This window comes from uncultured Tateyamaria sp., from assembly GCF_947487805.1.
Classification (GTDB): Bacteria; Pseudomonadota; Alphaproteobacteria; order Rhodobacterales; family Rhodobacteraceae; genus Tateyamaria.
The window spans coordinates 820,665-845,469 of record NZ_CANKXW010000001.1; the positions used below are offsets into that span (position 1 = coordinate 820,665).

The 24,805-nt window shown below is 62.2% G+C and carries 23 protein-coding genes; 15 read left to right on the forward strand and 8 right to left on the reverse strand.

The genetic code is table 11. The features are described 5' to 3' along the window. Nucleotides 1–46: 46 nt before the first annotated feature. The 3 genes from Q0949_RS04215 (at nucleotide 47) to Q0949_RS04225 (ending at nucleotide 3,472) form a co-directional block, all read left to right on the forward strand. A complete protein-coding gene (locus tag Q0949_RS04215) occupies nucleotides 47–334 on the forward strand; it encodes a co-chaperone GroES (RefSeq protein WP_299368936.1) in 288 nt (95 codons plus the stop codon). A 67-nt stretch (nucleotides 335–401) separates the two neighbouring features. After that, nucleotides 402–2,042 (forward strand): chaperonin GroEL, encoded by a 1,641-nt coding sequence (gene groL / locus Q0949_RS04220; protein ID WP_299369494.1) that lies wholly within the window; start codon nucleotides 402–404, stop codon nucleotides 2,040–2,042. Nucleotides 2,043–2,587: 545 nt separating this feature from the next. Beyond that, nucleotides 2,588–3,472: a MurR/RpiR family transcriptional regulator gene (locus Q0949_RS04225; RefSeq protein WP_299368937.1), complete on the forward strand. Its 885-nt coding sequence runs from the start codon at nucleotides 2,588–2,590 to the stop codon at nucleotides 3,470–3,472. Between the two features lie 48 nt (nucleotides 3,473–3,520). On the opposite strand, the gene Q0949_RS04230 is transcribed toward Q0949_RS04225, so the two are convergent. Genes Q0949_RS04230 through iolD form a run of 3 tightly spaced genes read right to left on the reverse strand, consistent with a single transcriptional unit; the run spans nucleotide 3,521 to nucleotide 7,118 of the window. Beyond that, nucleotides 3,521–4,354: an SDR family oxidoreductase gene (locus Q0949_RS04230; RefSeq protein WP_299368938.1), complete on the reverse strand. Its 834-nt coding sequence runs from the start codon at nucleotides 4,352–4,354 to the stop codon at nucleotides 3,521–3,523. Next, complete coding sequence (gene iolE, locus Q0949_RS04235) at nucleotides 4,351–5,247, reverse strand: myo-inosose-2 dehydratase (protein WP_299368939.1); 897 nt, start codon at nucleotides 5,245–5,247, stop codon at nucleotides 4,351–4,353. The genes Q0949_RS04230 and iolE overlap by 4 nt, the downstream gene beginning before the upstream one ends. Next, nucleotides 5,247–7,118, reverse strand: a complete 1,872-nt coding sequence (iolD, locus tag Q0949_RS04240) for a 3D-(3,5/4)-trihydroxycyclohexane-1,2-dione acylhydrolase (decyclizing) (RefSeq protein WP_299368940.1) — start codon at nucleotides 7,116–7,118, stop codon at nucleotides 5,247–5,249. Before iolD ends, iolE begins: the two co-directional genes overlap by 1 nt. 116 nt (nucleotides 7,119–7,234) lie before the next feature. Here iolD and iolG point away from each other — a divergent pair, with 116 nt between their 5' ends. From iolG to Q0949_RS04280, 8 genes are all read left to right on the forward strand, one after another. Then, nucleotides 7,235–8,245 carry an inositol 2-dehydrogenase gene (gene iolG / locus Q0949_RS04245; RefSeq protein WP_299368941.1) on the forward strand — a complete coding sequence of 337 codons (1,011 nt, stop codon included), beginning with the start codon at nucleotides 7,235–7,237 and terminating at the stop codon, nucleotides 8,243–8,245. After that, nucleotides 8,245–9,678 carry an NAD-dependent succinate-semialdehyde dehydrogenase gene (locus Q0949_RS04250; RefSeq protein WP_299368942.1) on the forward strand — a complete coding sequence of 478 codons (1,434 nt, stop codon included), beginning with the start codon at nucleotides 8,245–8,247 and terminating at the stop codon, nucleotides 9,676–9,678. The genes iolG and Q0949_RS04250 overlap by 1 nt, the downstream gene beginning before the upstream one ends. An 11-nt stretch (nucleotides 9,679–9,689) precedes the next feature. Continuing rightward, nucleotides 9,690–10,508 (forward strand): aldolase/citrate lyase family protein, encoded by an 819-nt coding sequence (locus tag Q0949_RS04255; RefSeq protein WP_299368943.1) that lies wholly within the window; start codon nucleotides 9,690–9,692, stop codon nucleotides 10,506–10,508. A gap of 1 nt (nucleotide 10,509) precedes the next feature. Continuing rightward, the gene (locus tag Q0949_RS04260; protein WP_299368944.1) at nucleotides 10,510–11,475 is read left to right on the forward strand and encodes an NAD(P)-dependent oxidoreductase; all 966 of its coding nucleotides are present in this window, start codon (nucleotides 10,510–10,512) and stop codon (nucleotides 11,473–11,475) included. Between the two features lie 158 nt (nucleotides 11,476–11,633). Further along, entirely contained in the window at nucleotides 11,634–12,653 is a 1,020-nt protein-coding gene (locus Q0949_RS04265; RefSeq protein WP_299368945.1) for a sugar ABC transporter substrate-binding protein, read from the forward strand. Nucleotides 12,654–12,677: 24 nt separating this feature from the next. After that, complete coding sequence (locus Q0949_RS04270) at nucleotides 12,678–14,159, forward strand: sugar ABC transporter ATP-binding protein (RefSeq protein WP_299368946.1); 1,482 nt, start codon at nucleotides 12,678–12,680, stop codon at nucleotides 14,157–14,159. Continuing rightward, nucleotides 14,156–15,211 (forward strand): ABC transporter permease, encoded by a 1,056-nt coding sequence (locus Q0949_RS04275; protein ID WP_299368947.1) that lies wholly within the window; start codon nucleotides 14,156–14,158, stop codon nucleotides 15,209–15,211. Before Q0949_RS04270 ends, Q0949_RS04275 begins: the two co-directional genes overlap by 4 nt. 59 nt (nucleotides 15,212–15,270) lie before the next feature. Continuing rightward, entirely contained in the window at nucleotides 15,271–16,233 is a 963-nt protein-coding gene (locus Q0949_RS04280) for an aldo/keto reductase (protein ID WP_299368948.1), read from the forward strand. Here Q0949_RS04280 and Q0949_RS04285 read toward each other — a convergent pair. Continuing rightward, nucleotides 16,218–17,117 carry a LysR family transcriptional regulator gene (locus Q0949_RS04285; RefSeq protein WP_299368949.1) on the reverse strand — a complete coding sequence of 300 codons (900 nt, stop codon included), beginning with the start codon at nucleotides 17,115–17,117 and terminating at the stop codon, nucleotides 16,218–16,220. The two genes, Q0949_RS04280 and Q0949_RS04285, sit on opposite strands and share 16 nt — an antisense overlap. 91 nt (nucleotides 17,118–17,208) lie before the next feature. Here Q0949_RS04285 and Q0949_RS04290 point away from each other — a divergent pair, with 91 nt between their 5' ends. Continuing rightward, nucleotides 17,209–18,708 carry a CoA-acylating methylmalonate-semialdehyde dehydrogenase gene (locus tag Q0949_RS04290; RefSeq protein ID WP_299368950.1) on the forward strand — a complete coding sequence of 500 codons (1,500 nt, stop codon included), beginning with the start codon at nucleotides 17,209–17,211 and terminating at the stop codon, nucleotides 18,706–18,708. Between the two features lie 114 nt (nucleotides 18,709–18,822). Here the strand turns inward: Q0949_RS04290 and Q0949_RS04295 are convergent, their stop codons facing one another. Then, a complete protein-coding gene (locus Q0949_RS04295; protein ID WP_299368951.1) occupies nucleotides 18,823–19,455 on the reverse strand; it encodes a tyrosine-type recombinase/integrase in 633 nt (210 codons plus the stop codon). Nucleotides 19,456–19,996: 541 nt separating this feature from the next. Here Q0949_RS04295 and Q0949_RS04300 point away from each other — a divergent pair. Then, nucleotides 19,997–20,845, forward strand: a complete 849-nt coding sequence (locus tag Q0949_RS04300; RefSeq protein ID WP_299368952.1) for a DMT family transporter — start codon at nucleotides 19,997–19,999, stop codon at nucleotides 20,843–20,845. Here the strand turns inward: Q0949_RS04300 and Q0949_RS04305 are convergent. Beyond that, nucleotides 20,811–21,263: an NUDIX domain-containing protein gene (locus Q0949_RS04305; protein WP_299368953.1), complete on the reverse strand. Its 453-nt coding sequence runs from the start codon at nucleotides 21,261–21,263 to the stop codon at nucleotides 20,811–20,813. The genes Q0949_RS04300 and Q0949_RS04305 overlap by 35 nt on opposite strands. 71 nt (nucleotides 21,264–21,334) lie before the next feature. Here Q0949_RS04305 and Q0949_RS04310 point away from each other — a divergent pair, with 71 nt between their 5' ends. Next, nucleotides 21,335–22,105, forward strand: coding sequence for an alpha/beta fold hydrolase (locus tag Q0949_RS04310; protein WP_299368954.1), 771 nt, complete (start codon nucleotides 21,335–21,337; stop codon nucleotides 22,103–22,105). Continuing rightward, complete coding sequence (locus tag Q0949_RS04315; RefSeq protein WP_299368955.1) at nucleotides 22,092–23,228, forward strand: alpha-D-ribose 1-methylphosphonate 5-triphosphate diphosphatase; 1,137 nt, start codon at nucleotides 22,092–22,094, stop codon at nucleotides 23,226–23,228. Before Q0949_RS04310 ends, Q0949_RS04315 begins: the two co-directional genes overlap by 14 nt. Here the strand turns inward: Q0949_RS04315 and Q0949_RS04320 are convergent. Both Q0949_RS04320 and purE read right to left on the reverse strand, forming a co-directional pair. Beyond that, on the reverse strand, nucleotides 23,225–24,292 hold the full coding sequence (locus Q0949_RS04320) for a 5-(carboxyamino)imidazole ribonucleotide synthase (protein ID WP_299368956.1): 1,068 nt from the start codon (nucleotides 24,290–24,292) through the stop codon (nucleotides 23,225–23,227). The two genes, Q0949_RS04315 and Q0949_RS04320, sit on opposite strands and share 4 nt — an antisense overlap. Then, nucleotides 24,285–24,779 (reverse strand): 5-(carboxyamino)imidazole ribonucleotide mutase, encoded by a 495-nt coding sequence (gene purE / locus Q0949_RS04325; protein WP_299368957.1) that lies wholly within the window; start codon nucleotides 24,777–24,779, stop codon nucleotides 24,285–24,287. The genes Q0949_RS04320 and purE overlap by 8 nt, the downstream gene beginning before the upstream one ends. Nucleotides 24,780–24,805 lie beyond the last annotated feature (26 nt).

Below are 24,805 nucleotides of genomic sequence, written 5' to 3' on the forward strand. Positions count from 1 at the left end.
AAACCGGCCCCGAGGGAGAAACTTTGAGCCTTAAGGAGCTGCAAAGATGGCATTGAAACCGCTTCATGACCGCGTGCTGGTACGCCGCACGGAAAGCGAAGAGAAAACCGCTGGCGGACTGATCATCCCCGATAGCGCCAAGGAAAAGCCCAGCGAAGGCGAAATCGTGGCCGCAGGCCCCGGCGCCCGCAAAGACAGCGGAGAGCTGATCGAGATGGGTGTGAAAACCGGCGACAAGGTGCTGTTCGGCAAATGGTCCGGCACCGAGGTCACCATCGACGGCGAAGAGCTGCTGATGATGAAAGAATCCGACATCATGGGGATCATCGAGTAATCGAGCCCTGACGCATGGTGCGCAGTGACTGCGCACCCTACGACTACGACATTCTCAAAGGAGAAATATCATGGCTAAGGACGTCAAATTCGACACGGATGCCCGCAACCGGATGCTGTCCGGCGTGAACATCCTCGCAGACGCCGTCAAAGTCACGCTGGGCCCCAAAGGCCGTAACGTGGTTCTGGACAAATCCTTCGGCGCGCCCCGCATCACCAAGGACGGTGTGTCGGTTGCCAAGGAAATCGAACTGGAAGACAAGTTCGAGAACATGGGCGCACAAATGGTGAAGGAAGTTGCTTCCCGCACCAATGACGAAGCAGGCGACGGCACGACAACCGCAACTGTTCTGGCCCAGGCCATCGTCAAGGAAGGCATGAAATCGGTTGCCGCAGGCATGAACCCGATGGACCTCAAGCGCGGTATCGATCTGGCGACAGCCAAGGTCGTCGACGCGATCAAGGCGGCCGCCCGCCCTGTGTCCGACAGCGACGAAGTTGCCCAGGTCGGCACCATCTCGGCCAACGGCGAATCCGACATCGGCCAGCAGATCGCGGACGCGATGCAGAAGGTCGGCAACGAGGGTGTCATCACCGTCGAGGAAAACAAGGGTCTGGAAACAGAGACCGACGTCGTCGAAGGTATGCAATTCGACCGTGGCTACCTGAGCCCCTACTTCGTGACCAACGCGGACAAGATGACCGCCGAGCTCGAAGACTGCATGATCCTGCTGCACGAAAAGAAACTGTCGTCGCTGCAACCCATGGTGCCGCTGCTGGAGCAAGTGATCCAGTCGCAGAAACCCCTGCTGATCATCGCTGAAGATGTCGAAGGCGAAGCGCTGGCAACTCTGGTTGTCAACAAACTGCGCGGCGGCCTGAAAATCGCAGCCGTCAAAGCACCCGGTTTCGGCGATCGCCGCAAGGCCATGCTGCAGGACATCGGCATTCTGACCGGCGGTCAGGTGATCTCCGAAGAGCTGGGCATGAAGCTGGAATCCGTGACCATGGACATGCTGGGCACCGCCAAGCGCGTTCAGATCACCAAGGACGAAACCACCGTCATCGACGGTGCGGGCTCCAAGGACGAGATCGAAGCCCGTGTCACACAGATCCGTGGCCAGATCGAGGAAACCACCTCCGACTACGACCGTGAGAAACTGCAAGAGCGCGTGGCCAAACTGGCTGGCGGTGTTGCCGTGATCCGCGTCGGCGGCATGACCGAAGTCGAAGTGAAAGAGCGCAAGGACCGTGTGGACGATGCTCTGAACGCGACACGTGCAGCTGTTCAAGAAGGTGTTGTCGTGGGCGGCGGTGTCGCTCTGGTGCAAGCTGCCAAGGGCCTCGAAGGTCTGACAGGCGCCAACAACGACCAGAACGTCGGTATCTCGATCGTGCGCAAGGCCATCGAAGCGCCCCTGCGTCAGATCGCAGAGAACGCCGGTGTGGACGGTGCCGTGGTTGCGGGCAAGATCCGCGAAAGCGACGACGTCACGTTTGGCTTCAACGCGCAGACCGAAGAATATGGCGACATGTTCTCCTTCGGCGTGATTGACCCGGCAAAAGTGGTGCGTACAGCTCTGCAAGACGCCGCATCGGTCGCAGCCCTGCTGATCACCACCGAAGCGATGGTTGCCGACAAACCCGCCAAAGACGGCGGCGGCGCGCCCGCAATGCCCGACATGGGCGGCATGGGCGGCATGATGTAAGTAGACTTCGCTTTCGCGAAGTCTGGCCCCCCGGCAGGATTGTTTTGCCCGCAAAATGGTCCCGACAGGGGACGCGTCAGACCCAAAAGCAAAGGCCCCCTCGTGGGGCCTTTGTCACGAAATCTGCCCCCATCAGCGTCGTTAGCGCAGAAATCGGCCGCAAAAGGTCGGGATGGTTTGCGCTGGCAAACGGGCTGAATTGGATCGGAATGATACTTTGAAGGGGTTTCGGGTGTGCGGGACAAACCGGCCTTGTGCAGTTGCAGCTATTGCTTGCGCAGCATTTGTTTGCAGGCGCCGCGGGATCGGCTTCGTGTTGTGGCCCAAGCGCCAAACCGGTCATTCGAATTGACGACCCTGACACCGCCTCAGATCTGACCTTCTACCGCACTGTGGCTCCCGTCGGAATTAACCGACTGCTCCACAGTCTCGATTTTTTGACTTCAGTCCGCAGAGAATTCTGAACGAGCACTTGCTGTACTGCAACAAAAATTGCACAATACATTTGTTGCAATTACAGCACTTACGGCGTGGAGATGGAACGAATGCAGGCCACAGATACGAAACAACCCGGGAGCTTCGAAGCCCTCATCACGGAGATCCACGCGCAGTACGACGATCTGAGCAAGACCAATCAACAGATTGCCGTCTATCTGACCCAGAATCCAAACGACGTGGCAATGAACTCGGTGAACTCCATTGCCGAGAAGCAAGGTGTGCATCCGTCAAGCTTCGTCCGTTTTGCGCAGCATTTCGGGTATAAGGGGTTCAAAGAGTTGCAGGGCATCTTCCGCCAGCGCCTGAATACCGCCGCGCCGGGGTTTGAAACGCGCGCCGAGCAGATGAAGGCGCGATTGGCCGAGGCTGGCGACAGTGGGGTGAGAGGACATCTTCTCGATCTCGTCGCAAACGATCTGGCGTCGCTCGAACAGCTTGTGTCCGACATCGACGAGAAGGATCTGGATCGCGCCATCGATCTTCTCGAGGCCGCCGATTGCGTCTATCTCATCGGGCAGCTTCGGTCGGAACCGGTTGTGGTCCTGTTGCGCTACATTCTGACCATGCTGGGACGGCGCGCGGTTCTGATTGATGCCGCCGGCGGTTTGGCGACGCATATGGGCAAAGTCATCGGCGAGAGCGACGTGCTTCTGGCGGTGTCGTTTCGGTTTTATGCCAAGGAAGTTGTGAACACGGCGGAAGAAGTGGCTGCGCGTGGCATTCCGATCATTGCGATCTCGGATTCGACACTTTCGCCGCTGGCAAAGTCTGCCGACGTGCTCTTCGAGGTGCCGGAGCGAGAGCAGGCCTTTTCGCGCTCACTGGCCGCGCCCATTTGTCTTGCGCAGGCTTTGATGCTGGGATTGGCGGCGCGGCAGGCAGATGGCACTGCCCCCAAGGCGCCGCTCATTCCGGTTGTCAGCGCGCCCTGACGCGGTTCGGGAAAGACCATCGGGGGGTGCCCGACGGTCTTGTAATTGTCAGCCGTATTGAGCTTCCAGCGACATCGCCCGCTCGGGCGTCGGCGGCGCAAACTGATAGCCGCCCCAGACCGACTGGTCGAAGTTGATGACCGACCCGGTCATCATGCCCGCATCTTCGGACGCCAGATAGTTCACTGCCTTGGCGACTTCCTCGGGCGCCAGGAGGCGGCCGAAGGGTTGCTCGGCCGCGACCTTTTCAAGCCAGTTCTCATCGGCGCCGTGATATTCCCGCTGGGTCTTATCCTCGCCATCGGAGGCCATCCAGCCGATGTTGAGCTGGTTGACGCGGATGCGGTTGCGCATGACCGCGAAAGCGGTGTTGCGTGTGAACGTCGCCAATGCCTCCTTTGATGCGCAATAGGTCGAAATGAACGGCTGACCGGCGAGTGCTGACGTGGAGCCGATATTGACGATTGCGCCCTCGATGCCCTCGCGGATCATGATCTCGATCGCGCCTTGCATCAGGAAGAACGGGCCGCGTGTGTTGACCGCGAACATCTTGTCGAAGAGCGCCTCGTCTGTCCGCAGGATGTCGCCGCGATCCGTGATGCCTGCCGCATTGACCAGAATGTCGATCCGCCCGAACTCGGCATCCGCCCGCGCCGTCACCGCCTTGCAGTCCGCGACGTTTCCAAGGTCGGCCTTCTGGAAGACGACCTTGCAGCCGGTGTCCGCCTGAATGGCCGCGGCGACGGCCTCTCCTTTCTCGACGCCGCGCCCGCAGGTCACGATGCCTGCGGCCCCGGCCTCTGCGAGGCGGCGGGCGATGGCTGCGCCCAATCCTTGCGTACCGCCCGTCACAACGGCGATTTTTCCATCGATGCGATTCATTTCGTTACCTCGTATCCTGCTGCGTCCATGACGCGCTTTAATTCCGCACGGCCCTTGATGGCCATATCAAGCGGGGGATTGGCTTTCGGGTCCTGTTCCGCCTCGATGACGAACCAGCCCTCGTAGCCTTTGTCAGCCAGCGCCTTCACGATGGCTTCGAAATCCAGCGAGCCATCGCCGGGGACCGTGAAGGCGCCCTTGATGACGGCATCGAGGAAGCTCTCGCTTGTGCGGTCGAGGCTATCAATGACGGTTTGTCGGATGTCCTTCGTGTGGACATGGGTGATGCGGGCGTGGTGGTTGTCGATCACGCGAAAGTTGTCGCCGCCGGCGAACGCCATGTGCCCGGCATCAAACAGCAGAGGCACGCTGGAATGCTTCATCAGCAGATCAAGCTCAGCCTCGGTTTCGACGACCGCGGCCATGTGATGATGATAGGCGATCGGCATGCCTTCGGTTGCACACCAGTCGGCGAAATCGCTGATCTTGCGACCGTAGGCGGCCATCTCGGGTTCCGAGATGACGGGTTTCTGGGCGAGAGGTGTCTGGCGCTCGCCCTGAACGGACCGCGCGGTTTCGCCATAGACGATGCAGGGAGCACCAGCCGCTTTGAAGAACGCATGCTGTTCGGCGATGCGGTCTTTCTCGGCTTCGATATCTCCGTCAAGCAACAGGCCGGAGAACCAGCCGCCGCAGACCGAGATGCCGTGCCGGTCAAGGATCGGGCCAAGCTCGTCCATGTTCATGGGAAAGCGGCGCCCGGTTTCCATGCCGGTCAGTCCGGCCTCGGCCGCTTGTCGCAGGCACTCGTCGAGGCTCACGTCGTCTGACAGTTCTTCCAGATCGTCGTTCCACCACGCGATGGGCGCGATGCCAAGTTTCGCAGATGGCATCAGACGCCCTCCCTTTGCTTGGCGCGGAAAGTCTCTTGTCTGGCGCGGGCCTCACGGATGCTTTCGCGTTCGTTGATCTCAGGCACGCCGACGTACCAATCGGCGCCTCCGTCGGTCCACGCATGGGCGTCGGACTCGATCACCAGAACGGTTGTTCGGTCGGTGGTCTGCGCCCATTCCATTGCAGCTTCGAGGTCGGCGAGGCCGTCGCAGTGCCGCGCCTCCGCTCCCATGGCTTTGGCATGCGCCGCGAAGTCGACGTGGAGCGGTTCTTCGCGATTTTTGATACGCGCGTCTTTCAGCAGGTTGTTGAACCCCGGAACCCCCATGCCGGTCTGCAGGCGATTGATGACGCCGAAGCCGCCGTTGTCGCACACCACGATAATCATCTTGTGGCCCGTCAGGACAGTCGAATAGATGTCCGAGTTCATCATCATGTAGGAGCCGTCGCCCACCATAACGATGGGAACCCCCGTCTGATTGCCATCCTTGTCGGTCTTGGCCATTGCGTGGCCCCAGCCGCCGGCGATTTCATAGCCCATGCAGGAGAACCCGAACTCGAGATCATAAGTGTTGGGGGCTTTTACGCGCCAGTTCTTGGCTGTCTCGCCGGGCAGTCCTCCTGCCGCCGTGACCATCGTATCAACCTCGCGGGCCGCCTTGTTCACAACGCCGATCACCTGCGCATAGGACGGCACAGGTGCGTTGGATGGCGCCTGTTCGGCATCGAGGAAGGCGTTCCAATCCGCGTAAAGCTGCTGTGCCATTTGCATCTGGGCCGGGTCGGCTTTCCAGTCTCCAAGGGCGTCGTCGAGTTCAGCGAGCGATTCGAGCGCGTCTCCCACCAAAGGCTGCGCGAAATGCTTGGAGGCGTCGAAGCGGGCCGCGTTGATGTTGATGAACTTCGCGTCCTTGGAGAAGGTCGTCCACGAGCCGGTCGTGAAGTCCTGCATCCGGGTTCCGATAGCGATGACGACGTCGGCCGCCTCCGCCAGTTCGCGGGCCGCCTCGGTACCCTCGATGCCCATCGCGCCGACATAGGCCGGGTGGTCATGCACGACCGCGCCCTTGCCCGCGATGGTCTCGGTAAAGGGAACGCCGCGTTTAGTTGCAAACTCGGCCAATGTTTCACCGGCGCCCGAGTAGCGCACGCCGCCACCCGAAATGATAAAGGGCTTCTTGGCGGTTTTTAGCAGTTCGGCGGCCTTTGCGACCTCGTGCCGCGCGGGGCGCGGGCGTGGGATCGACCAGGTCTTCTCGGCAAAGAAAGCGACCGGGTAGTCATAAGCGACTTCCTGGATGTCCTGGGGCAGACCTATGAAAGCGGGTCCGCAATCCGCCGGGTCGAGCATCGTCCTGATCGCGTTCGGCAGGGATTGCAGGATTTGTGCAGGGTGAACGATCCGGTCCCAGTACCGCGATACCGCTTTGAAGCCGTCGTTGACGGTGATCGACGGGTCTCCGAAGTGTTCGACCTGCTGCAGAACCGGATCGGGCAGACGATTTACATATGTATCGCCGGCCAGCAGAAGCACCGGAAGCCGGTTGGCATGTGCAACGCCCGCCGCGGAAATCATGTTGGTGGCCCCAGGGCCAACCGAAGAGAGTGACACCATGATCTGGCGGCGCTGCTTGGCTTTTGCATAGCCGATCGCGGCCAAAGCCATGCTTTGTTCGTTCTGACCGCGCCAGGTCGGCAGGGTGTCCTGCACCTGTTCGAGCGCTTCGGAAATGCAGGTGACATTCCCGTGCCCGAAGATTCCAAAGACGCCGGCAAAGAGCGGAACGCGCTCTCCGTCGATCTCTGTGAACTGATTGCACAAGTAGCGTACAAGCGCCTGACCCATAGTAAGATGGACTGTTTCTGTCATCTGAACCTCCCAAATTTCGGTATCGTTTGAAAAACGTATAATTGCGAAAAAAATCTCTTGCAACATTTATTGCGATGCTGCTACAAAAATTGCAGAACACTTCGGGAGGTTGATAAATGTTGCGAATTGCGGTCCTTGGATGCGGGAGAATCGGGCAGATGCACGCGGCGAATGTCGCGCGGCATGCGCGGACCGAGCTCGCCATGGTCTATGATGTCCACGCGCCCGCCGCCGAGGCTGTAGCTTTACGCGAGGGGGCAAAGATCGCGGCAACGGCAGAGGATGTCTTTGCGTCGAAAGATGTCGATGCCGTCCTGATCGCAACAGCGACGCCCACACATGCAGATTACATCGAGATGGCTGTCGCCTCCGGCAAAGCCGCGATCTGCGAGAAGCCGATCGATCTCGACCTCGGCCGCGTCAACGCCTGCGCCGAGAAGATCGCCGGGACCAGCGTTCCGATCCAGCTCGGCTTCAACCGGCGCTTCGACCCCGGCCACCGGGCCGCGCGCGACGCGATGCGGGATGGCGCGATTGGCGATTTGCATCAGGTGATCATCACCTCGCGAGATCCGGCCATTCCGCCGCGTGCTTACCTGGAGGCCGCGGGCGGTCTTCTTCGCGACATGACGATCCACGACTTCGACCTGGCGCGTTTCATGCTGGGGGACGACCCCGTGAAGGAGGTCTTTGCCGTCGGGGGTGCGCTGATCGATCCGGAGCTTGGCGCAGAACTGAACGAGATCGACAGTGCCATGATCATCATGCGCACCGAGGGCGGCAAGCAGTGTCACATCAACAACTCGCGCACAGCCGTTTATGGCTATGATCAGCGCGTCGAGCTAATGGGCTCAAAAGGCATGGCGCTTTCCGACAACCGGAAACCGCACGAGATGCGGACCTATTCGGCGACCACGACCGAAGTCTCCGCGCCTTACCAGTTCTTCTTCCTCGAACGGTACAGCGAGGCCTTCAACGCCCAGATCGACTACTTCGTCGACGCGGTCGAGAACGGCACCGCACCAGAAGTCGGTTTCGAGGATGGGCGGCAGGCGCTGATCCTGGCCGAGGCGGCCTACAAGTCACTTGCCGAAGGTCGGCTGGTGCAAGTTTCGGAGATCGCGTGATGTCACTCTACGAACCCTTTGGCAATTTCATCGCGGGTTCCTGGATCGGCGGAACAGATGGCGACACACCGGTGATCAGCCCGGTCACCGAACGCCCCGTCGGGGCCTACCGCCCGGCGACCATCGAAGACACTGAAGCGGCGATTGCCGCTGCCGAACGCGCGCTTCCGGCGCTATCCTCCCTGGGCGGTTGGGAGCGCGCGGATCGACTTCATCGTATCGCCGACGAAATGAAGCGCCGGGAAGACGAAGCGGCGACCATGATCTCGGTTGAGACCGGCAAGCCGATTGCGCAATCGCGCCGGGAGTGGGCGCTCGCGGTCGATCAGTTCCGTTGGTACGCCGAAGAGGCGCGGCGTTTGAGCGGGCGGATCGTGCCGTCACGTGTGCCGGGCGGCGAATTTCACGTCACGCAAGAGCCTGTCGGCATTGTCGCCGCATTCACAGCCTGGAACTTCCCGGCTGCCTTGGTTGCGCGAAAAGTTGCCCCCGCACTCGCTGCAGGCTGCCCGGTCATTTGCAGACCATCATCGCAAACGCCTGGCGTTGCGATGGTGCTCGTGGATTGCGTGCGGGCCGGGGAATTGCCCGAGGGGTCGGTCGCCCTCGTTGTCGGTCCGACGTCGAAAACCTACGGGCCTTTGATGGCGTCAAAGGTGGTGCGGAAAGTGTCTCTGACCGGTTCGACCCATGTCGGACAACAAATGGTCCGAGATGCCGCCGACACGATGAAAAAGGTGTCGATGGAGCTTGGTGGCAATGCGCCGCTGATCGTTTTCGAGGATTGCGATCTTGAGGCGACGCTGGATGTCGCGGTCGCGACGAAGTTCGCCAATGCGGGCCAAGTCTGTGTGACGCCGGATCGGTTTTTCGTCCATGCGTCGCTGCATGACGCCTTTGTCGACGGTTTTGCGAAACGCGCAGCGGCGCTGAAGTTGGGCGATGGGCTAGATCCAGCGAATGCGATGGGTCCGCTCATCAACAAGAAGCGCCGCGACGAGATCGCCTTCGCAGTCGCGGGTGCCGTGGCTGGCGGAGCGGAAATCGTGACTGGTGGCAAGGCCGTCGGGGACAAGGGCTTCTTCTTCCAGCCGACGGTTCTGAAAAATGTGCGCGATGACATGGCCGTCATGGATGAAGAGAACTTCGGTCCGATTGCCGCGATCACCTCCTTTGAAGACGAAGACGAAGCGCTCGCCCGCACAAACGCCTGCGACATGGGGCTTTCTGCCTACGCCTTCACCAAGGATGCAGCACGAGCGCGACGCGTTTCGGCGGCGCTCAAGGCGGGGATGGTTGGGATAAACAGCTTTGCTTTGGCGGCGGCTGAAGCGCCGTTCGGCGGCACCAAGTTCTCGGGCATGGGTCGGGAAGGCGGCTCAGAGGGCATCGCCGAATATCTCGACACCAAACTCACGCAATCGGTTTTTTGAGGGTAGCCGGCATGATCAAGAATAAACTCAAGACGACCTGGGACGCCGGACAAGCGACCATCAATGGTTGGCTCTCGATCAATTCACCCTTCGTGGCTGAGATCATGGCTGCGCAAGGCTATGACAGTGTCACAATTGACATGCAGCACGGGGCGGTCAGCTACGAAGGGGCGCTCGGGATGCTGCAGGCGATGCGAGCGTCGGGCGTAGTGCCGATGGCGCGGGTTCCCTGGCTCGATCCGGGCGCGATCATGAAGGCGCTGGATGCAGGGGCCTACGGGATCATCTGTCCGATGGTTAACACCCGCGCTGATGCGGAGCGGCTGGTCAGCTACATGCGTTACCCGCCGCTTGGCACTCGTAGCTTCGGCCCGACGCGGGCGAATTTCTCCGCCGGGGAGGGATACGCTGATGAGGCCAATGGGGAGATGCTGGCTTTCGCGATGATCGAGACCGCAGAGGCGATGGCGAACCTCGACGAGATCGTCAGAACGCCTGGCCTCGACGGTGTCTATATCGGCCCTGCCGATCTGACGCTGGGCCTGTCGGACGGCGCCTTGCCGCCGGGGTTTGATCGCAAAGAGCCCGAGATGATTGCGGCGATCCACCGGATCCGCGACGCGGCCAAGGCGGCAGGTATCCGCGCCGCGTTGCATTGTGGGACGCCGGACTACGCCGCCACGGCGATGAACTGGGGCTTCGACATGGTGACCTTGTCGAATGACGTCAGGCTGCTGGCCGCTGAGGCTTCGCGCACTGTCAAACAGGCGCGGGCGATGGCCGACGATCAGGCGTCGGAGCCCGAAGAACTTGAACAAGCGGGGTATTGAGATGGCACGTGTTCTTGTTGCCGGAAAACTGCACGACAGCGGTCTCGCGCTTCTGCAAGCACGCAGTGATTTCGAAATCGACTATATCGAGGAAATCAGCGAAGCGTCGATGGAGCCCTATCTCGCCGACGCGACGGCCGTGCTTCTCAGAACGCAGCCGTTCGAAGCAGCGGCCATCGCCAAGAGCCGAAAGCTCGCCATGGTGTCGCGCCATGGCGTCGGCTTCGATGCGGTCGATGTCGGGGCGCTGAATTCCCGCGGTATCCCTCTGGCGATTGTGGGCGATGTGAATGCTCAAACGGTCGCCGAGCACGCGATGCTTCTGTTGCTGTCGGCCAGCCGGCGGCTGATCAGCTACGACGGTGCGACCCGTCCGGGCGGCGATTGGGGGTTTCGCAACAGCCTTTCGGCGCGAGAGGTCTCAGGGAAGACGCTTCTGATCATTGGTCTCGGGCGGATCGGGCGGCATCTCTCGCGGATGGCGCGCGGTTTCGACATCGAGGTCATCGCCTACGATCCATACATGTCCCAGGCAGCGCCGCTCGGCGTGTCCGTTGTCGACGATCTAGACACTGCGCTGGCAACGGCAGATCTCGTTTCGGTCCACGTGCCGCGCACGGATCAGCCGCTGATCGGTCGGCGCGAGCTTGGCCTGATGAAGTCCACGGCTGTCATCGTCAACACGGCGCGCGGCGGCAGTATCGAAGAGGCCGCGCTCGCCGATGCCTTGTCGGAAGGACGGATTTTCGGCGCGGGGCTGGATGTCTTCGTCGACGAACCGCCGACGATTGCGAACCGCTTGACGACCTGTGCGACCGCAACGCTGACGCCGCATTCCGCGAGCATGACTGCGGAATGTGCTGAGCGCATGGCGGTTGTCTCGGCGCAAAACATTCTCGACTTTTTCGACGGTCATCTGGACCCAGAACTAGTTGTAAATGCACATGAAATTCGATTCTCGGCATGATTGCCGGGAGCAAAGATTTCAACGTAAGTTGCGAAATAAATATTCTTGCAATTTTTGTTGACAATACCGTCAAGTCGCAACAAGCTTTGCAAAGCGACGGCTGATAGACCCGCCTTGGTTCGGGAGTGCCGGGGCAACCACAATGGAGGAGAAAGACCATGAACTACTTCACGACCACCGCACTTGCAGGCGCCATCACACTCGCCGCAGGAACCGCCTTCGCGGACGACGTCCGGGTCGGCTTCACACCGAAATTCCTGAAGGACGACTTCCAGACACTCATGCTGGATCTCTCCAAGGCTGCATTCGATGCCAAGGGCTTCGAGCTTGTCGGCGCGCCTGATCCGAACGGCGATATCGCCGCTCAGGTGGATGCACTGCAGAACCTCATCGCGAACGGCGCCAATGTTGTTGTCTTCGCACCCATCGACGCGGCCGGTATCGTTCCGGCGGTCAAGCGGGCCAACGACGCCGGTGCGCTTGTCTTCTCGATCGACGATAGCCCGGCTGGCGGCCAGGTGACCGCAACGGTCCGCGCCGACAATGTCAACGCCGGTGCGCAGGGCGCCGAGGAGATGGCACGCCGTCTTCAGAACGACGCCTGCTGGGCCGCAAAATCCTGCACTGTCCTGGAACTGCAGGGCGGGCTGACCACACCGAACGGCCTCGACCGCTCGAACGGCTTTGCCGACAAGTTGGCTGAGCTGGCGCCGGACGTCACCATCATTCAGCGTCCGACCGAATGGACCGCGGACATGGCCGCCGATGCGACCCAGAACGTGCTGACACAGAACCCTGATCTGGATGGTGTGTTCATGGCGTCCGAACTGATGGCAACGGCGGTGAACGCGCAGTTGAAGCGTGCTGGTCGCGGTGCCGAGGTTGGCGATCCTGAAAGCGTCATCCGCATCGCAATCGACGGCACGCCCCAGGGCCTGCAGCTGATCCGCGAAGGTGCCCTCGACGCCACCGTCTCGCAGCCGCTGAGCGCCTACGCGACAAAGACGGCCGAGTTGATCGAACTGGTCATGGGCGGTGGCACCATCGAGATCGGCCAGAAGGATGACGGTCGTGTCGTAGAGACGCCTGTCGGTCCGCAGTACCAGCTTAATGCGACGCTGGTGACGTCTGACAACGTCGACTCGGACGATCTCTGGGCCAACAAGATCGGCATGTAAGCAACGCGCAGGGAGGCGAAGGCCATGGAACAGATCAGACCCATCGTTGAGATGCGCGGCATCTCCAAGACCTTCGGCTCCACGCGCGCGCTTCGCGATGTCGACTTCACCCTGGAGGAGGGCGAGATCCACGCCCTCCTCGGACGCAACGGTGCCGGGAAGAGTACCCTAGTGTCAGCGATGAGCGGCTACACGCCCGCCGACACAGGCACGATCCGCATCGCCTCCACAGAATTCAATGCCGACGGCAGCAGCTACGCGGCGCGCATCCGGGGCGACATCGCCCATGTGCAGCAGACGCCGCAGATGTTCGACCTGCTGTCGGTGGCCGAGAATCTCTTCCTCGAGAACGACCTGGTCCGCAATCGCTGGGGCATGGTCAGCTACACGCGCATGATCGAGAAGACCGAGAAGCTCATGCGCGACTGGAACATGGATATTGCTCCGAGCGATCTCGCCGGGGAACTGGGTGCAGGACAGCGTCAGCTTCTGGAAATCATGAAGGCGCTCAGCCGGGGTGTCCCGGTGATCATTCTCGATGAGCCTACGGCGGCCCTCAGCAATGCCGAAAAGCGGGTGTTGTTCGATCAGGTCAAGTTGCTGAAAACTGCCGGTGTGTCCTTCGTTTATATCTCGCATCACCTCGACGAGATTTTCGAGATTGCGGACACGGTGACGATCCTGCGGGATGGCCAGGTTGTGAAATCGCGCGCCTCGGTCGAGGGGCTCGATACGGAAACGCTCGCCAACCTGATGATGGGCGAGAAAACGACCCGCAGCGCACGTGAGGATCACACCTTCGGCGACGCGGCCCCGCTCCTGTCGGCGCGACAGGTTCAATTGAAGCCCGACAGCCCGAAGATCGACATCGATGTGCGTCCGGGCGAGATCATTGCGCTGGCAGGCCCTGTCGGAAGCGGCAAGGAAGACCTCGCGATGGTGCTGGCCGGTCAACAAGCGCCTGCTCGCGGACAGGTCAGCGGGCCGAATGGCGCTTTGCCGACCATCGGCTACGTGCCGACCGATCGTCATGCCAGCGGCTATGTCGGCATCCTCGGCGTTCGCGAAAACGTGGCGCTTGGCGGTCTCGAAGTCTTGTCAGGCAACTTTGGGTTCATTTCGAAAGCGAAGGAGGACAGCCTCGTCAGCCGCCTGACCCGGCAGACCGATGTCATTGCCTCTTCGCTCGATCAGGCCGTCAGCCAGCTGAGCGGCGGCAATCAGCAGAAGGTGGTCTTTGCGCGCGCGCTGTGTCGCGACCCGCAGATCATCGTGGCCCTAAGTCCGACGCGCGGCGTCGACGTGGGCGCCAAGGAACAGCTTTATGCCCTCTTGCGCGATCTCGCGAGCAAGGGGCTCGGGGTGATCGTCGTCTCGGATGAAGAGGACGAAATCTCGCAACTCGCAAACCGTGTGGTGATCGTGTTCGAAGACCGGATCGTCGACGAAATGGTCGGAGACTACCGCATGGAAGACCTGATATTGCATATGGAGGGCGCAACATGACCATGGAAATTGGAGTGCCCGAGGGGCACGGGGGGAAGAAGATGGCTGCAGACGGACAATCGGCGCTGGCGCGTTTCGGACATGGTTTCGTGGCGGGCGGCTGGACGATGTATCCGGTCCTGCTGCTCCTGATCATAGTGGGCGCATTCATCGCGCCGCGTTTCCTGTCCTTCATCAACATCATCAACATCCTCGAGCAGGTCAGCGTGCTGGGTCTGACGACCATCGGGCTGACGTTTGTCCTGTTGATCGGACGCCTGGATCTCTCCCTTGAAGGCGTCGTAGGTTTTGCTCCGATGCTGGCTGCCGTGATGCTCGTGCCTGCTGCGGCGGGCGGTTTCGGGGTCGAACTGCCGCAATGGATGGGTTTGATCGTGGCGCTTGGCTGCGCCGGTCTGATCGGGCTTTTCAACGGGTTGCTTGTGGTGAAGGTCGGGCTCAACCCCTTCATCTCGACACTCGGCCTGCTGGTCCTGTTGCGCGGCGGTATTCTCATTATCTCGAACGGGCGCTCGATCTACTCGCCGGGTGAGTCGCTGACATGGCTCGGTTCGGCCCAGTTTGCTGGGATTCCGATGGCGGTCTTCGTCTTCCTGACCGTGGCCACGGTTGTGGGGCTGGTGCTCAAGTATCACCGCTACGGCCGGGCGCTCTACGCCATCGGCGGCAACGAAGACGCAGCGCGGGCGGCGGGCATCAATGTGGATCGCATGATCTGGTCGGCCTTCTTCTTCGCCGGTCTGCTCGCTGGTCTCGCCGGTATCCTTCTGACGGGTCGTCTCGACTCGGCGGTCACAACGCAAGGCCAGGGCATCATCTTCTCGGCCTTCGCCGCAGCAGTGATTGGTGGCGTCAGCCTCGGCGGTGGGCGCGGAACGATTGTCGGTGTTGTCTCCGGTGTGCTGCTGATCGGCGTGATCAACAACCTGCTGACCCTGGCACAGGTGCCAAGCTTCTACGTCCAGGCCTCGACGGGCGCGGTCATCATCATCGCCGCGATCCTGACCACCGTTGCCAGCCGCCGTTCGGGTGGCGTCAAGACACGGACCTGATCGGGTCGAAATGGTGCCGTCCGGCAACGGGCGGCACCTGTTTTTTGCCGGAGGATGACATGGACAAGCGACCCATCGGAAACACCGGGCTTTCCGTAACGCCCATCGGCTTCGGCACAGCAGCCCTCGGCGGGATGCCCGACACCTACGGTTACGGCGTCGATGACGAGACGGCCAACGCCACCATCCGCGAAATCTTTGACGGGCCGGTCAACCTGATCGACACCTCACGGAACTACGGGTTTGGACGCGCCGAGAAACGGATTGGCAAGGTCATTCGCGAGCGCGGCGGTATCCCCGACGGGTTTGTCATCTCGACCAAGCTCGATCGTGACATGGAGACCGGGCGTTTTGACGGCGATCGGGTGCGCCAGTCCGCAGAAGAGAGCCTGCAAGCCCTAGGAATCGACCGATTTCAGATTCTGCATTTACACGACCCCGAGCACGCCCGCGATCTCGACGAGATCACCCGGAGGGGCGGGGCTCTCGACACACTTTTCAAGCTGAAAGACGAGGGTCTTGTTCAGGCCGCGGGCATCGCGATGGGCCGGACAGATATTTTGGCGCCGCTTGTTGAAAACTGGCCGTTCGACCTCGTTCTGGTCCACAACCGATACACGCTTCTCAACCGCTCGGCGCACGGGGTTTTCAGTCGTGCCGTTGAGAAGGGCATGACCGTCTTCAACGCTGCGCCCTATGCAGGCGGCGTCTTCGCCAAGGGCAGCGACAAGGTCAAGCGCATTACCTATCAAGAGGTGGACGACGCTGCATTGGCCCCGGTCAAGCGGATCGAAGGGGCATGCGCGGCATACGACGTTGCCCCCGGCGCAGTAGCGCTTCAGTTTTCGATGCGCCAGCCGCAGATCGGGACCACGGTTGTTGGCGTCAGCAAACCGGACCGCGTGCGCCAGACCTTGGGGTGGGCAAACGAAAGTGTCGTCGAAGATCTCTGGTCTGAACTGGCGGGTCTGCCCTTTGACACGGTCGATCCCGAGGCCGCGCGCGTCTATGTTCCTGGCTGAGACTGCCGTATGAAGATCGTCCGATCGCGCCGAACCTCGGCGTCGATCCAGTCATTGAATGCCTGCAATCTCGGCGATCCTTGCAGGTTCTCGTGCCAGACCAGCCAGTACTCCCGCCGGATCGAGATTTCGGGCAGAAGCGGCACAAGGTCGTTGTCTTTATGGGCCATGAAGTCGTGCAACACGCCGATGCCGCTTCCGGCGCGAACGGCGTGGAACTGACCGACAGCGGTGGCGATCTCTATATCGCTCTTCCAGTCGCGCAAGATATCGCGGGTATAGGTCAGATCGGAGCTGTAGATCAGATCGTCGACATACCCGACGAGCGGGTGGGCGCGCAGTTCATCCTTTGAGCGCGGGCGCCCATGACGATCGATGTAGGACTGCGCCGCGTAGAGACCGAGCGTATACTCCGTGAGTTTCCGGACCCTGAGGCGTCCTTTCGCAGGGCGGCCGATCATAATGGCCACATCCGCCTCGCGCTCGGACAGCGAGATCGTACGGGCAACCGGAACAAGTTGCAGCCGCAAGTCCGGATGGCGCTGCCGCAATTTTCCGAGCCTAGGAGCGAGAAAGGCGCTGCCGAACCCGTCTGGCGCACCGATCCGCAACGTGCCGCTAACCGCCCCCGCGCGTTCCAGGTTTGACGTGCCCGAAAGCAGTTCGGCTTCGATCCTTTCAGCGGTCTGAAGCAAATCGGAACCGGCGTCCGTCAATGTGCAGCCGCGTGTACTGCGATCAAAAAGGCGCGCGCCCACGTCTTCTTCGAGCCTTGCAAGATGGCGACTGAGCAGGGCTTGACTGACGCCAAGGCGACGCGATGCGCCAAGCATCTGACCTTCTCTTGCCACGGCGAGAAAGTATCTCAGATCGTCCCAGTTCATTATGTATATTTTCGCATAACAGTTACCCAATGTTGGGTGTTTATATACGAAAAAGAATTAGAGAAACAGGGGTATCCAAGGAGATACGAACATGAACGAGATTCCGCAATTCACTGGCAACACTGCCGTTTCTCACGGGTCTGATCGCACCGCGCCAGTCTTCGATCCGGCAACGGGTCAGCAAACGAAGACTGTGGCGCTTGCGACCGCGGCAGAAGTCAGCGCCGCGGTTCTGAAGGCAAGAACCGCCTGGCCCGAATGGGCCCGCATGTCGCCACTGCGTCGCGCACGCATCCTCGATCGTTTCAAATCGATCCTCTGGGAGCGTGCCGAAACCCTCGCGGAAGTCATTTCTTCCGAGCACGGCAAGACCCACGACGACGCGCTTGGCGAAGTGACACGTGGTATCGAAGTGGTGGAGTTCGCAACCGGCGCACCGCACCTTCTGAAGGGCGAGGTCTCCGAGAATGTCGGCACCGCTGTTGACAGCTACTCCCTGCGCCAGCCCTTGGGCGTCGTTGCCGGAATCACGCCGTTCAACTTCCCGGCGATGGTGCCGATGTGGATGTTTCCGGTGGCGCTTGCCTGCGGCAATACCTTTGTGCTGAAGCCGTCAGAACGGGTGCCCTCTGCGTCGCTGTTGCTCGCCGAATGGCTCTCTGAGGCAGGCCTTCCCGATGGCGTTTTCAACGTCGTCCAAGGTGACAAGGAGGCCGTCGACGCACTCCTTGAGCATCCTGACGTGAAGGCCGTCAGCTTCGTCGGCTCCACTCCGATCGCGAAGTACATCCACGCCAAGGGGACTGCGAACGGCAAGCGCGTCCAGGCGCTTGGAGGAGCAAAGAACCATATGGTGATCCTGCCCGATGCCGATCTTGATCAGGCCGCGAACGCATTGATGGGCGCAGCCTTCGGCTCGGCAGGCGAACGGTGCATGGCGATTTCGGTTGCGGTCCCGGTGACCGATGCGGTCGCCGATGCGCTCGTCGAGCGACTGGTTCCGATGATGGAGAAGCTCCGGGTTGGTCCAGCTACAGACCGTTCGGCAGAGATGGGGCCAGTTGTGTCCGAGGCGGCTCGTAAGAGAATTGTCGACTACATCGGTCAGGGAGAGGCTGCGGGAGCCAAAGTTGTTTTGGACGGGCGTCGCTTTATCCCTCCGCAGGGCCATGAGAACGGGTATTTTGTCGGCCCGACCCTCCTCGATCACGTGACGCCGGACATGAGCGTCTGGAAGGACGAGATTTTCGGGCCAGTCCTCTCGGTGGTTCGGCGGAATACCTACGCCGGGGCCGTTGAACTAGTGCAGGCGCATGAATACGCCAACGGCGTCGCTATTTTCACACGCGACGGTGACGCGGCCCGCGCGTTCTCGCACGAGATCGAGGTTGGTATGGTCGGTGTGAACGTCCCGCTGCCCGTTCCGGTGGCGTTTCACTCCTTCGGCGGCTGGAAGCAATCGCTCTTCGGCGATCACCACATGCACGGCATGGAAGGCGTGCGGTTCTACACGCGAATGAAGGCAATCACGACCCGATGGCCGACGGGTGTGCGAAGCGGTCCGGAGTTCGCAATGCCGACGCTGGGCTAAACTATTGCGAGAATTTGGGGCGGCCATTGGCCGCCCCGCTTGCATCAAGACAATGCATCTAATGCGGCAGAGCAATCGGCGGAAAATCGGCAGACTTGAGTGCGTAGACGCCGCTCAGATATCTATGCTTTCTGCAATGCTCAGAGCGTCATCGAGTTCAACGCCCAGATACCGAACAGTGCTGTCGACCTTCGTGTGTCCTAGCAGAAGCTGAACAGCTCGGAGATTGCCGGTCTTGCGGTAAATCTCAGCGACTTTCGTCCTCCGCAGTGAATGTGTGCCAGAGCCGCTGGGCTCTAGGCCAATTGACGACACCCAACCGCGAACGATCCGACCATATTGACGCGTCGAGATGTGCTGGCGGTCATGGAACCGGCTAGGGAACATGTACCGGCACCCGATCATCTCGGGCGATCTTGTCCATGCGATGACCGTGTCTCTTGTGCTGTCGGAAAGCTCGAACCGGACCGGCCTCCTGGTTTTACTCTGAACGACCGAGGCCCGTTCGCGAACGCGGCCGTCTTTCACCAAATCGGCTACAAGTAGTTTGACGAGGTCGCACCCGCGCAACTTGCTGTCAATCGCGACGTTGAACAACGCAAGGTCACGCAGGTTGCCAGCAAGTTCGAGCCGCGCGCGGATTGCCCAGACCTGTTTTGGCAGCAGCGGTCGTTTCTGTCCGATGATCCGGCCTTTATTCCAGGCTCTGCGTTTCGGGGTGACGGCGGGTAGTTGGACTCTTGGCATGGTTTGTCCTCCGATCCTCCCTCCGCGCCCTTTCATCAGCACCGCGCTGATGTGCTGATACTACAAGAGGCGTTGAACGGCCCGTTGCGAAGGCAATTTGAGCAATTTGTTTCTGCTCATAGATTCGCCCGCTTGGATCTCGTTTTGGAAGTCGGTTGCGAAGAGTTCCAAGGCACGGAGTTAAGTCCGAAGGCCGCCATGCAATCGCCAGCCACCGTTCTGTCGACGGCACGGCTCATCATCAACGGCAAGTAGGACCACAACCTGTAGATTGCTGCCTTGAGCCTCAATGCATCCCGAACGAATGGCAGTTCTTCTCGCTGCGCGGCGGCGTAGGAAGCGATGCCGTTGCGGCGATTTTCTTGCTGCGAGCGCGCGCAGCGAAAAATTGGAACTCACAGGTTGGGCTCAAAGCCGACCTTCGCTGCGAACCGCTCCAAGGTACACAAGTTCAACCCTAAAGGCTGCAACGCCGCGCCCCGCAGTCCACCTGCCACATCTGTGACTGGACGGCGCAGGGCAATCCGCGTAACCCGCGCCCATGCGCCTGATCCTCCTGACCTGCCTGACCATGGTGGCCTTTGCCTCCAATTCGATCCTGAACCGTGTGGCGGTGGACAGCGGGGCGATTGATCCGTCGAGCTTTGCCATCATCCGGGTGCTGGCGGGGGCCATCGCGCTGTGCATGATCCTGACGGTGCGCGGTGGCGGCTTGCCCATCCTCGTGCGCGGGCGGGTGATCGGGGCGGTCAGTCTGGCGGCCTACATGATCGGGTTTTCGCTGGCCTATGTGACGCTCGACGCGGGCATCGGCGCGCTAATCCTGTTTGGCACCGTGCAGATCGCGATGTTTGCATGGACTGCCCTGCGCGGGGCCGCACCCACAACGCGGCAACTGGGCGGGGCGGGCGTGGCCTTTGCGGGGCTTCTGCTGGCGCTCTGGCCCAAGGACGGGGCGGCGGGCGACCTGAGCGGGGCCATTCTGATGGTGATCGCGGGGCTGGGTTGGGCCGCCTATACGCTCGCAGGGCGCGGCACGACGGACCCGCTGGCCGCGACGGCTGCGAATTTCGTGGTGGCCCTGCCGCTCTTGTTGGTGCTGGTGGCGGGGGCAGGGCTGCACGCCGCACCCTCGGGCATCGCGCTGGCCATTCTGGCGGGGGCCATCACCTCGGGGCTGGGCTATGCGCTCTGGTACCACGTGCTGCCGCAATTCGCGGGCCAGACCGCGGCCGTGATCCAGCTGTCGGTGCCGATCATCGCGATTGCCATGGGCGCGGCGCTCTTGGGCGAGGCCATCAGCCTCACGATCATCGCCGCCGCCGTGCTAGTGCTGGGCGGCATCGCGCTGGCCATCACCGCGCCAAAGGCTCCAGCGGATCATAGCTGATCGCGTCGCCGTCAAAGGCAACCGCCCCCAGACTGTCGGGCTTGTGCGGCGTCTGCGCCAGCTCTGCGCGGGTCAGCCAACGCCGCTCCGTCACCACCGCCTCGCTGTCATGCCAGACCTCGGGGCGCAGGGTGCCGGGCACGATGGTGCAGCGAAAGAACACCTCGACCTGATGAAACTGGCTGGGCGCATCGTGGTACTCGTTGACCAGACAGGGCGCGCCCACCGTCACCGTCAAGCCGGTCTCCTCGTGCACCTCGCGGGCCAGATTGTCGGGCAGGCTGCTGCCCACCTCCACACCGCCGCCCGGCGCACACATCAACGCGCTCTTGGCCGTGTGCCAGGCGTTGACCACCAACAGCCGCCCATCCTCGACAATGATGGCACGCACGGCAAGGCGGGGGGATTTGGGGCGCATGGCGGGAATCTTTCCTTTGCGACGGGGCGTCCCCATTCCATAGGGCGTCGGATGCGACTATCTCAAGCAGCATGAGACTGCTTGCGCTTCTTTTTGCAATCCTGACCGCCGATGCCGCGCGCGCCGACTGCGTCGTGCTGCTGCACGGGCTGGCCCGGACCGAGGCATCGCTGGTGGTCATGGAACAGGCGCTGCGGCTCGAAGGCTACGAGGTTGTGCGCCCCGGCTACCCCTCCACCTCCGAAACGGTGCAAACGCTGGCCGCGGCGGTGGTGCCGCAGGCTATGGCGCAATGCGGTGACACGCGCGTCCACTTCGTGACCCACTCGATGGGTGGCATCCTCGTGCGGTATTGGCTGGCCAACCACCCCCGGCCCGCGCGTCTGGGCCACGTGGTGATGATGGGCCCGCCCAATCAGGGCAGCGAGGTTGTCGACACGCTGGGCGATCTCGAGGCCTTTGGCTGGCTCAACGGGCCGGCGGGGGTGCAGATGGGCACCGGTGCCGACAGCGTGCCCCGCGCCCTGCCGCCCGTGGACTATTCGGTGGGCGTGATTGCGGGCGATCAATCGCTCAACCCCTATTTTTCGTCCCTGCTGCCCGGCCCGGACGATGGCAAGGTGTCGGTGGCCTCCACCCATGTCGAAGGGATGGCCGACCACATGGTGCTGCCGGTCACCCACACCTTCATGATGAACAATCCCAACGTGATGACGCAGGTGCTGACCTTTCTGGAACTGGGCGTCTTCGACCACAGCCGCGGCTGGGTCGATGAGGTGCTGGATCAGCTGGGCTGCCCTGCAGGGTCCTGTTTCGTGGGGGGCGGCAATGCTCGCGATTGATCTGACGGGGGCCGAGGTGCTGCACCCGCAGGGCCTGTCCCACGCGCCGCTGTCGATGGCCGGGGGCGTGATCACCGCCGACCCGATGGGCCGCGCCGTGGACCTGACCGGCTACCGCGTGCTGCCCGGCATCATCGACGTGCACGGCGACGGGTTCGAACGGCACATGGCCCCGCGCCGCGGCGCGATGAAGGACACGGCCCAAGGCCTCGCGGCTGTCGAGGCGGAACTGGCCGCCAACGGCATCACCACCGGTGTGCTGGCCCAGTTCGTCAGTTGGGAGGGGGGGCTGCGCGGCCTCGACTTTGCCGACAAGGTGTTTGGCGCGCTGCGGGATGCGGATGTGGTGACCGACCTGCGCCCGCAACTTCGGTTCGAGATCAGCCTGACAGAGCTCTATGACACTTTGCCCGAACGGGTGGCGGCATGGGGCGTCGAATACGTCGTCTTCAACGACCATCTGCCCCATGACCGGCTGGCCCAAGGGCGCAAACCGCCCCGCCTGACGGGGCAGGCGCTCAAGGCCGGGCGCAACCCCGAGGCCCACTTTGCCATGTTGCTCGACCTGCACGCCAACGCGGTGCAGGCGCAACCGTTGCTGGGCCCGCTCTGCGACAGGCTGGGGGCCATGGGCGTGCGCATGGGCAGCCACGATGACGCCACCGCCGAGGGCCGCGCGGTCTGGCACGCGCGCGGCGCGCAAGTGGCCGAATTCCCCGAAACGCACGAGGCGGCCGAGGCCGCACAGGCACAAGGCGCAGGTGTCGTGCTGGGCGCGCCCAACCTCGTGCGCGGCGGGTCGCACAAGGGCAACGTATCCGCGCTCGATCTGGTGGCCATGGGGCTCTGCGATGCGCTGGCCTCCGACTACCACTACCCGTCGCCGCGCCGTGCCGCCCTGATGCTGGCGCGCAGCGGGTTGCTGGATCTGGCAGGTGCGTGGGCGCTGGTGTCTTCGGGGCCTGCGGCGGTGCTGGGCCTGACCGACCGTGGCACGCTCGCGCCGGGATTGCGCGCCGATCTCGTGGTGCTGGATGACGCCGACCGCGTCGCCGCCACGATCAGCGGCGGGCGCGTCAGCTTCATGTCCGGCGACGTGGCCGAACGGTTCGTCGCGGCCTAGCCGGTGATCCGGTTCACATGGCCCATCTTGCGGCCCGCACGGGCTTCGGCCTTGCCATAAAGATGCAGCGCTGTGGCCGGGTCGGTGGCCAGCGCAGGCACCCGGTCCATGTCGTCGCCAATCAGGTTCTCCATCACCACATCCGCATGGCGCTTGCCATCACCCAAAGGCCAACCGGCAATGGCGCGGATGTGCTGCTCGAACTGATCCACGACACAGCCGTTCTGCGTCCAGTGGCCCGAATTGTGAACGCGCGGCGCGATCTCGTTCACGACCAGCCCGGCGGGCGTCACAAACAGCTCGACGCCCAGAACCCCCACATAGTCGAGCGCATTCAGGATGTTGGCCGCCAACAACACCGCATCCGTACGCTGGCTGGCCGACAGGCGCGCAGGCACCGTGGTCGAGTGCAGGATGCCGTCGCGGTGCACATTTTCGCCGGGATCGAAACAGGCCACGGCCCCGTCCAGCCCACGCGCCGCAATCACCGACACCTCGTGGCTGAACTCCACAAACCCTTCGAGGATCGCGGGCGCGCCCTGCATATCGTCCAGCGCGGCCTGCGCGTCGCCGGGATCCATGATCCGGGCCTGCCCCTTGCCGTCATAGCCGAAACGCCGCGTCTTGAGGATCGCAGGCGCGCCGATCTGGCCCAGGGCCGTGGCCAGCGCGGCCATGTCCGGCACATCTGCATAAGGCGCGGTCTTCAGCCCCAGCCCGACCAGAAACTCCTTTTCCACCAGCCGGTCCTGACTGACCCGCAGCGCCTCGCGGCCCGGACGGATCGGCGCGTGATCCTCCAGCGCGTCCAGCGTCAGCGTGGGGATGTTCTCGAACTCGTAGGTGATGACATCGACCGTGCTGGCAAAGGCATAAAGCGCGTCGTTGTCCTCATAGGCGGCGGTGGTCACCAGATGCGCCACATCGCCCGCCGGGGGCAGGGCGCCGGGATCAAACACGTGGCTGCGAAACCCAAGGCGGCTGGCCGCGACAGACAGCATGCGGCCCAGCTGGCCACCGCCCAGAATGCCAATGGTCGCACCGGGGGCGAGGGGCTCAGTCATCCTGCGGCACCTCCGGAATCGACGCCGACAGCGCGTCGCGCCACGCATCCAGCCGCGCGCCCAGATCCGCGTCAGACACCGCCAGAATGCCCGCTGCCATCAGTCCGGCATTGGCAGCACCTGCCGCACCAATCGCCATGGTCGCCACCGGAAAGCCGCGCGGCATCTGCAATATGGAATAGAGGCTGTCGACACCCGACAGCGCCTTGGTCTGTACGGGAACGCCAATCACCGGCACCCGCGTCTTGGACGCCATCATGCCCGGCAAATGCGCGGCCCCACCAGCACCTGCGATAATCACCTTGAGGCCCCGGCCAACGGCCCCCTTGCCATAGTCCCACAACCGGTCCGGGGTCCGGTGCGCCGACACGATCCGCGTCTCGTATGGCACCTCCAGCGCATCCAGCATCTCTGCGGCCTCGCGCATGGTGGGCCAGTCGGACTGGCTGCCCATGATAATGCCCACAACAGGCTTGGGTTCGGTCATGTTCAAAGGCCCCGGCAAATCAGAAA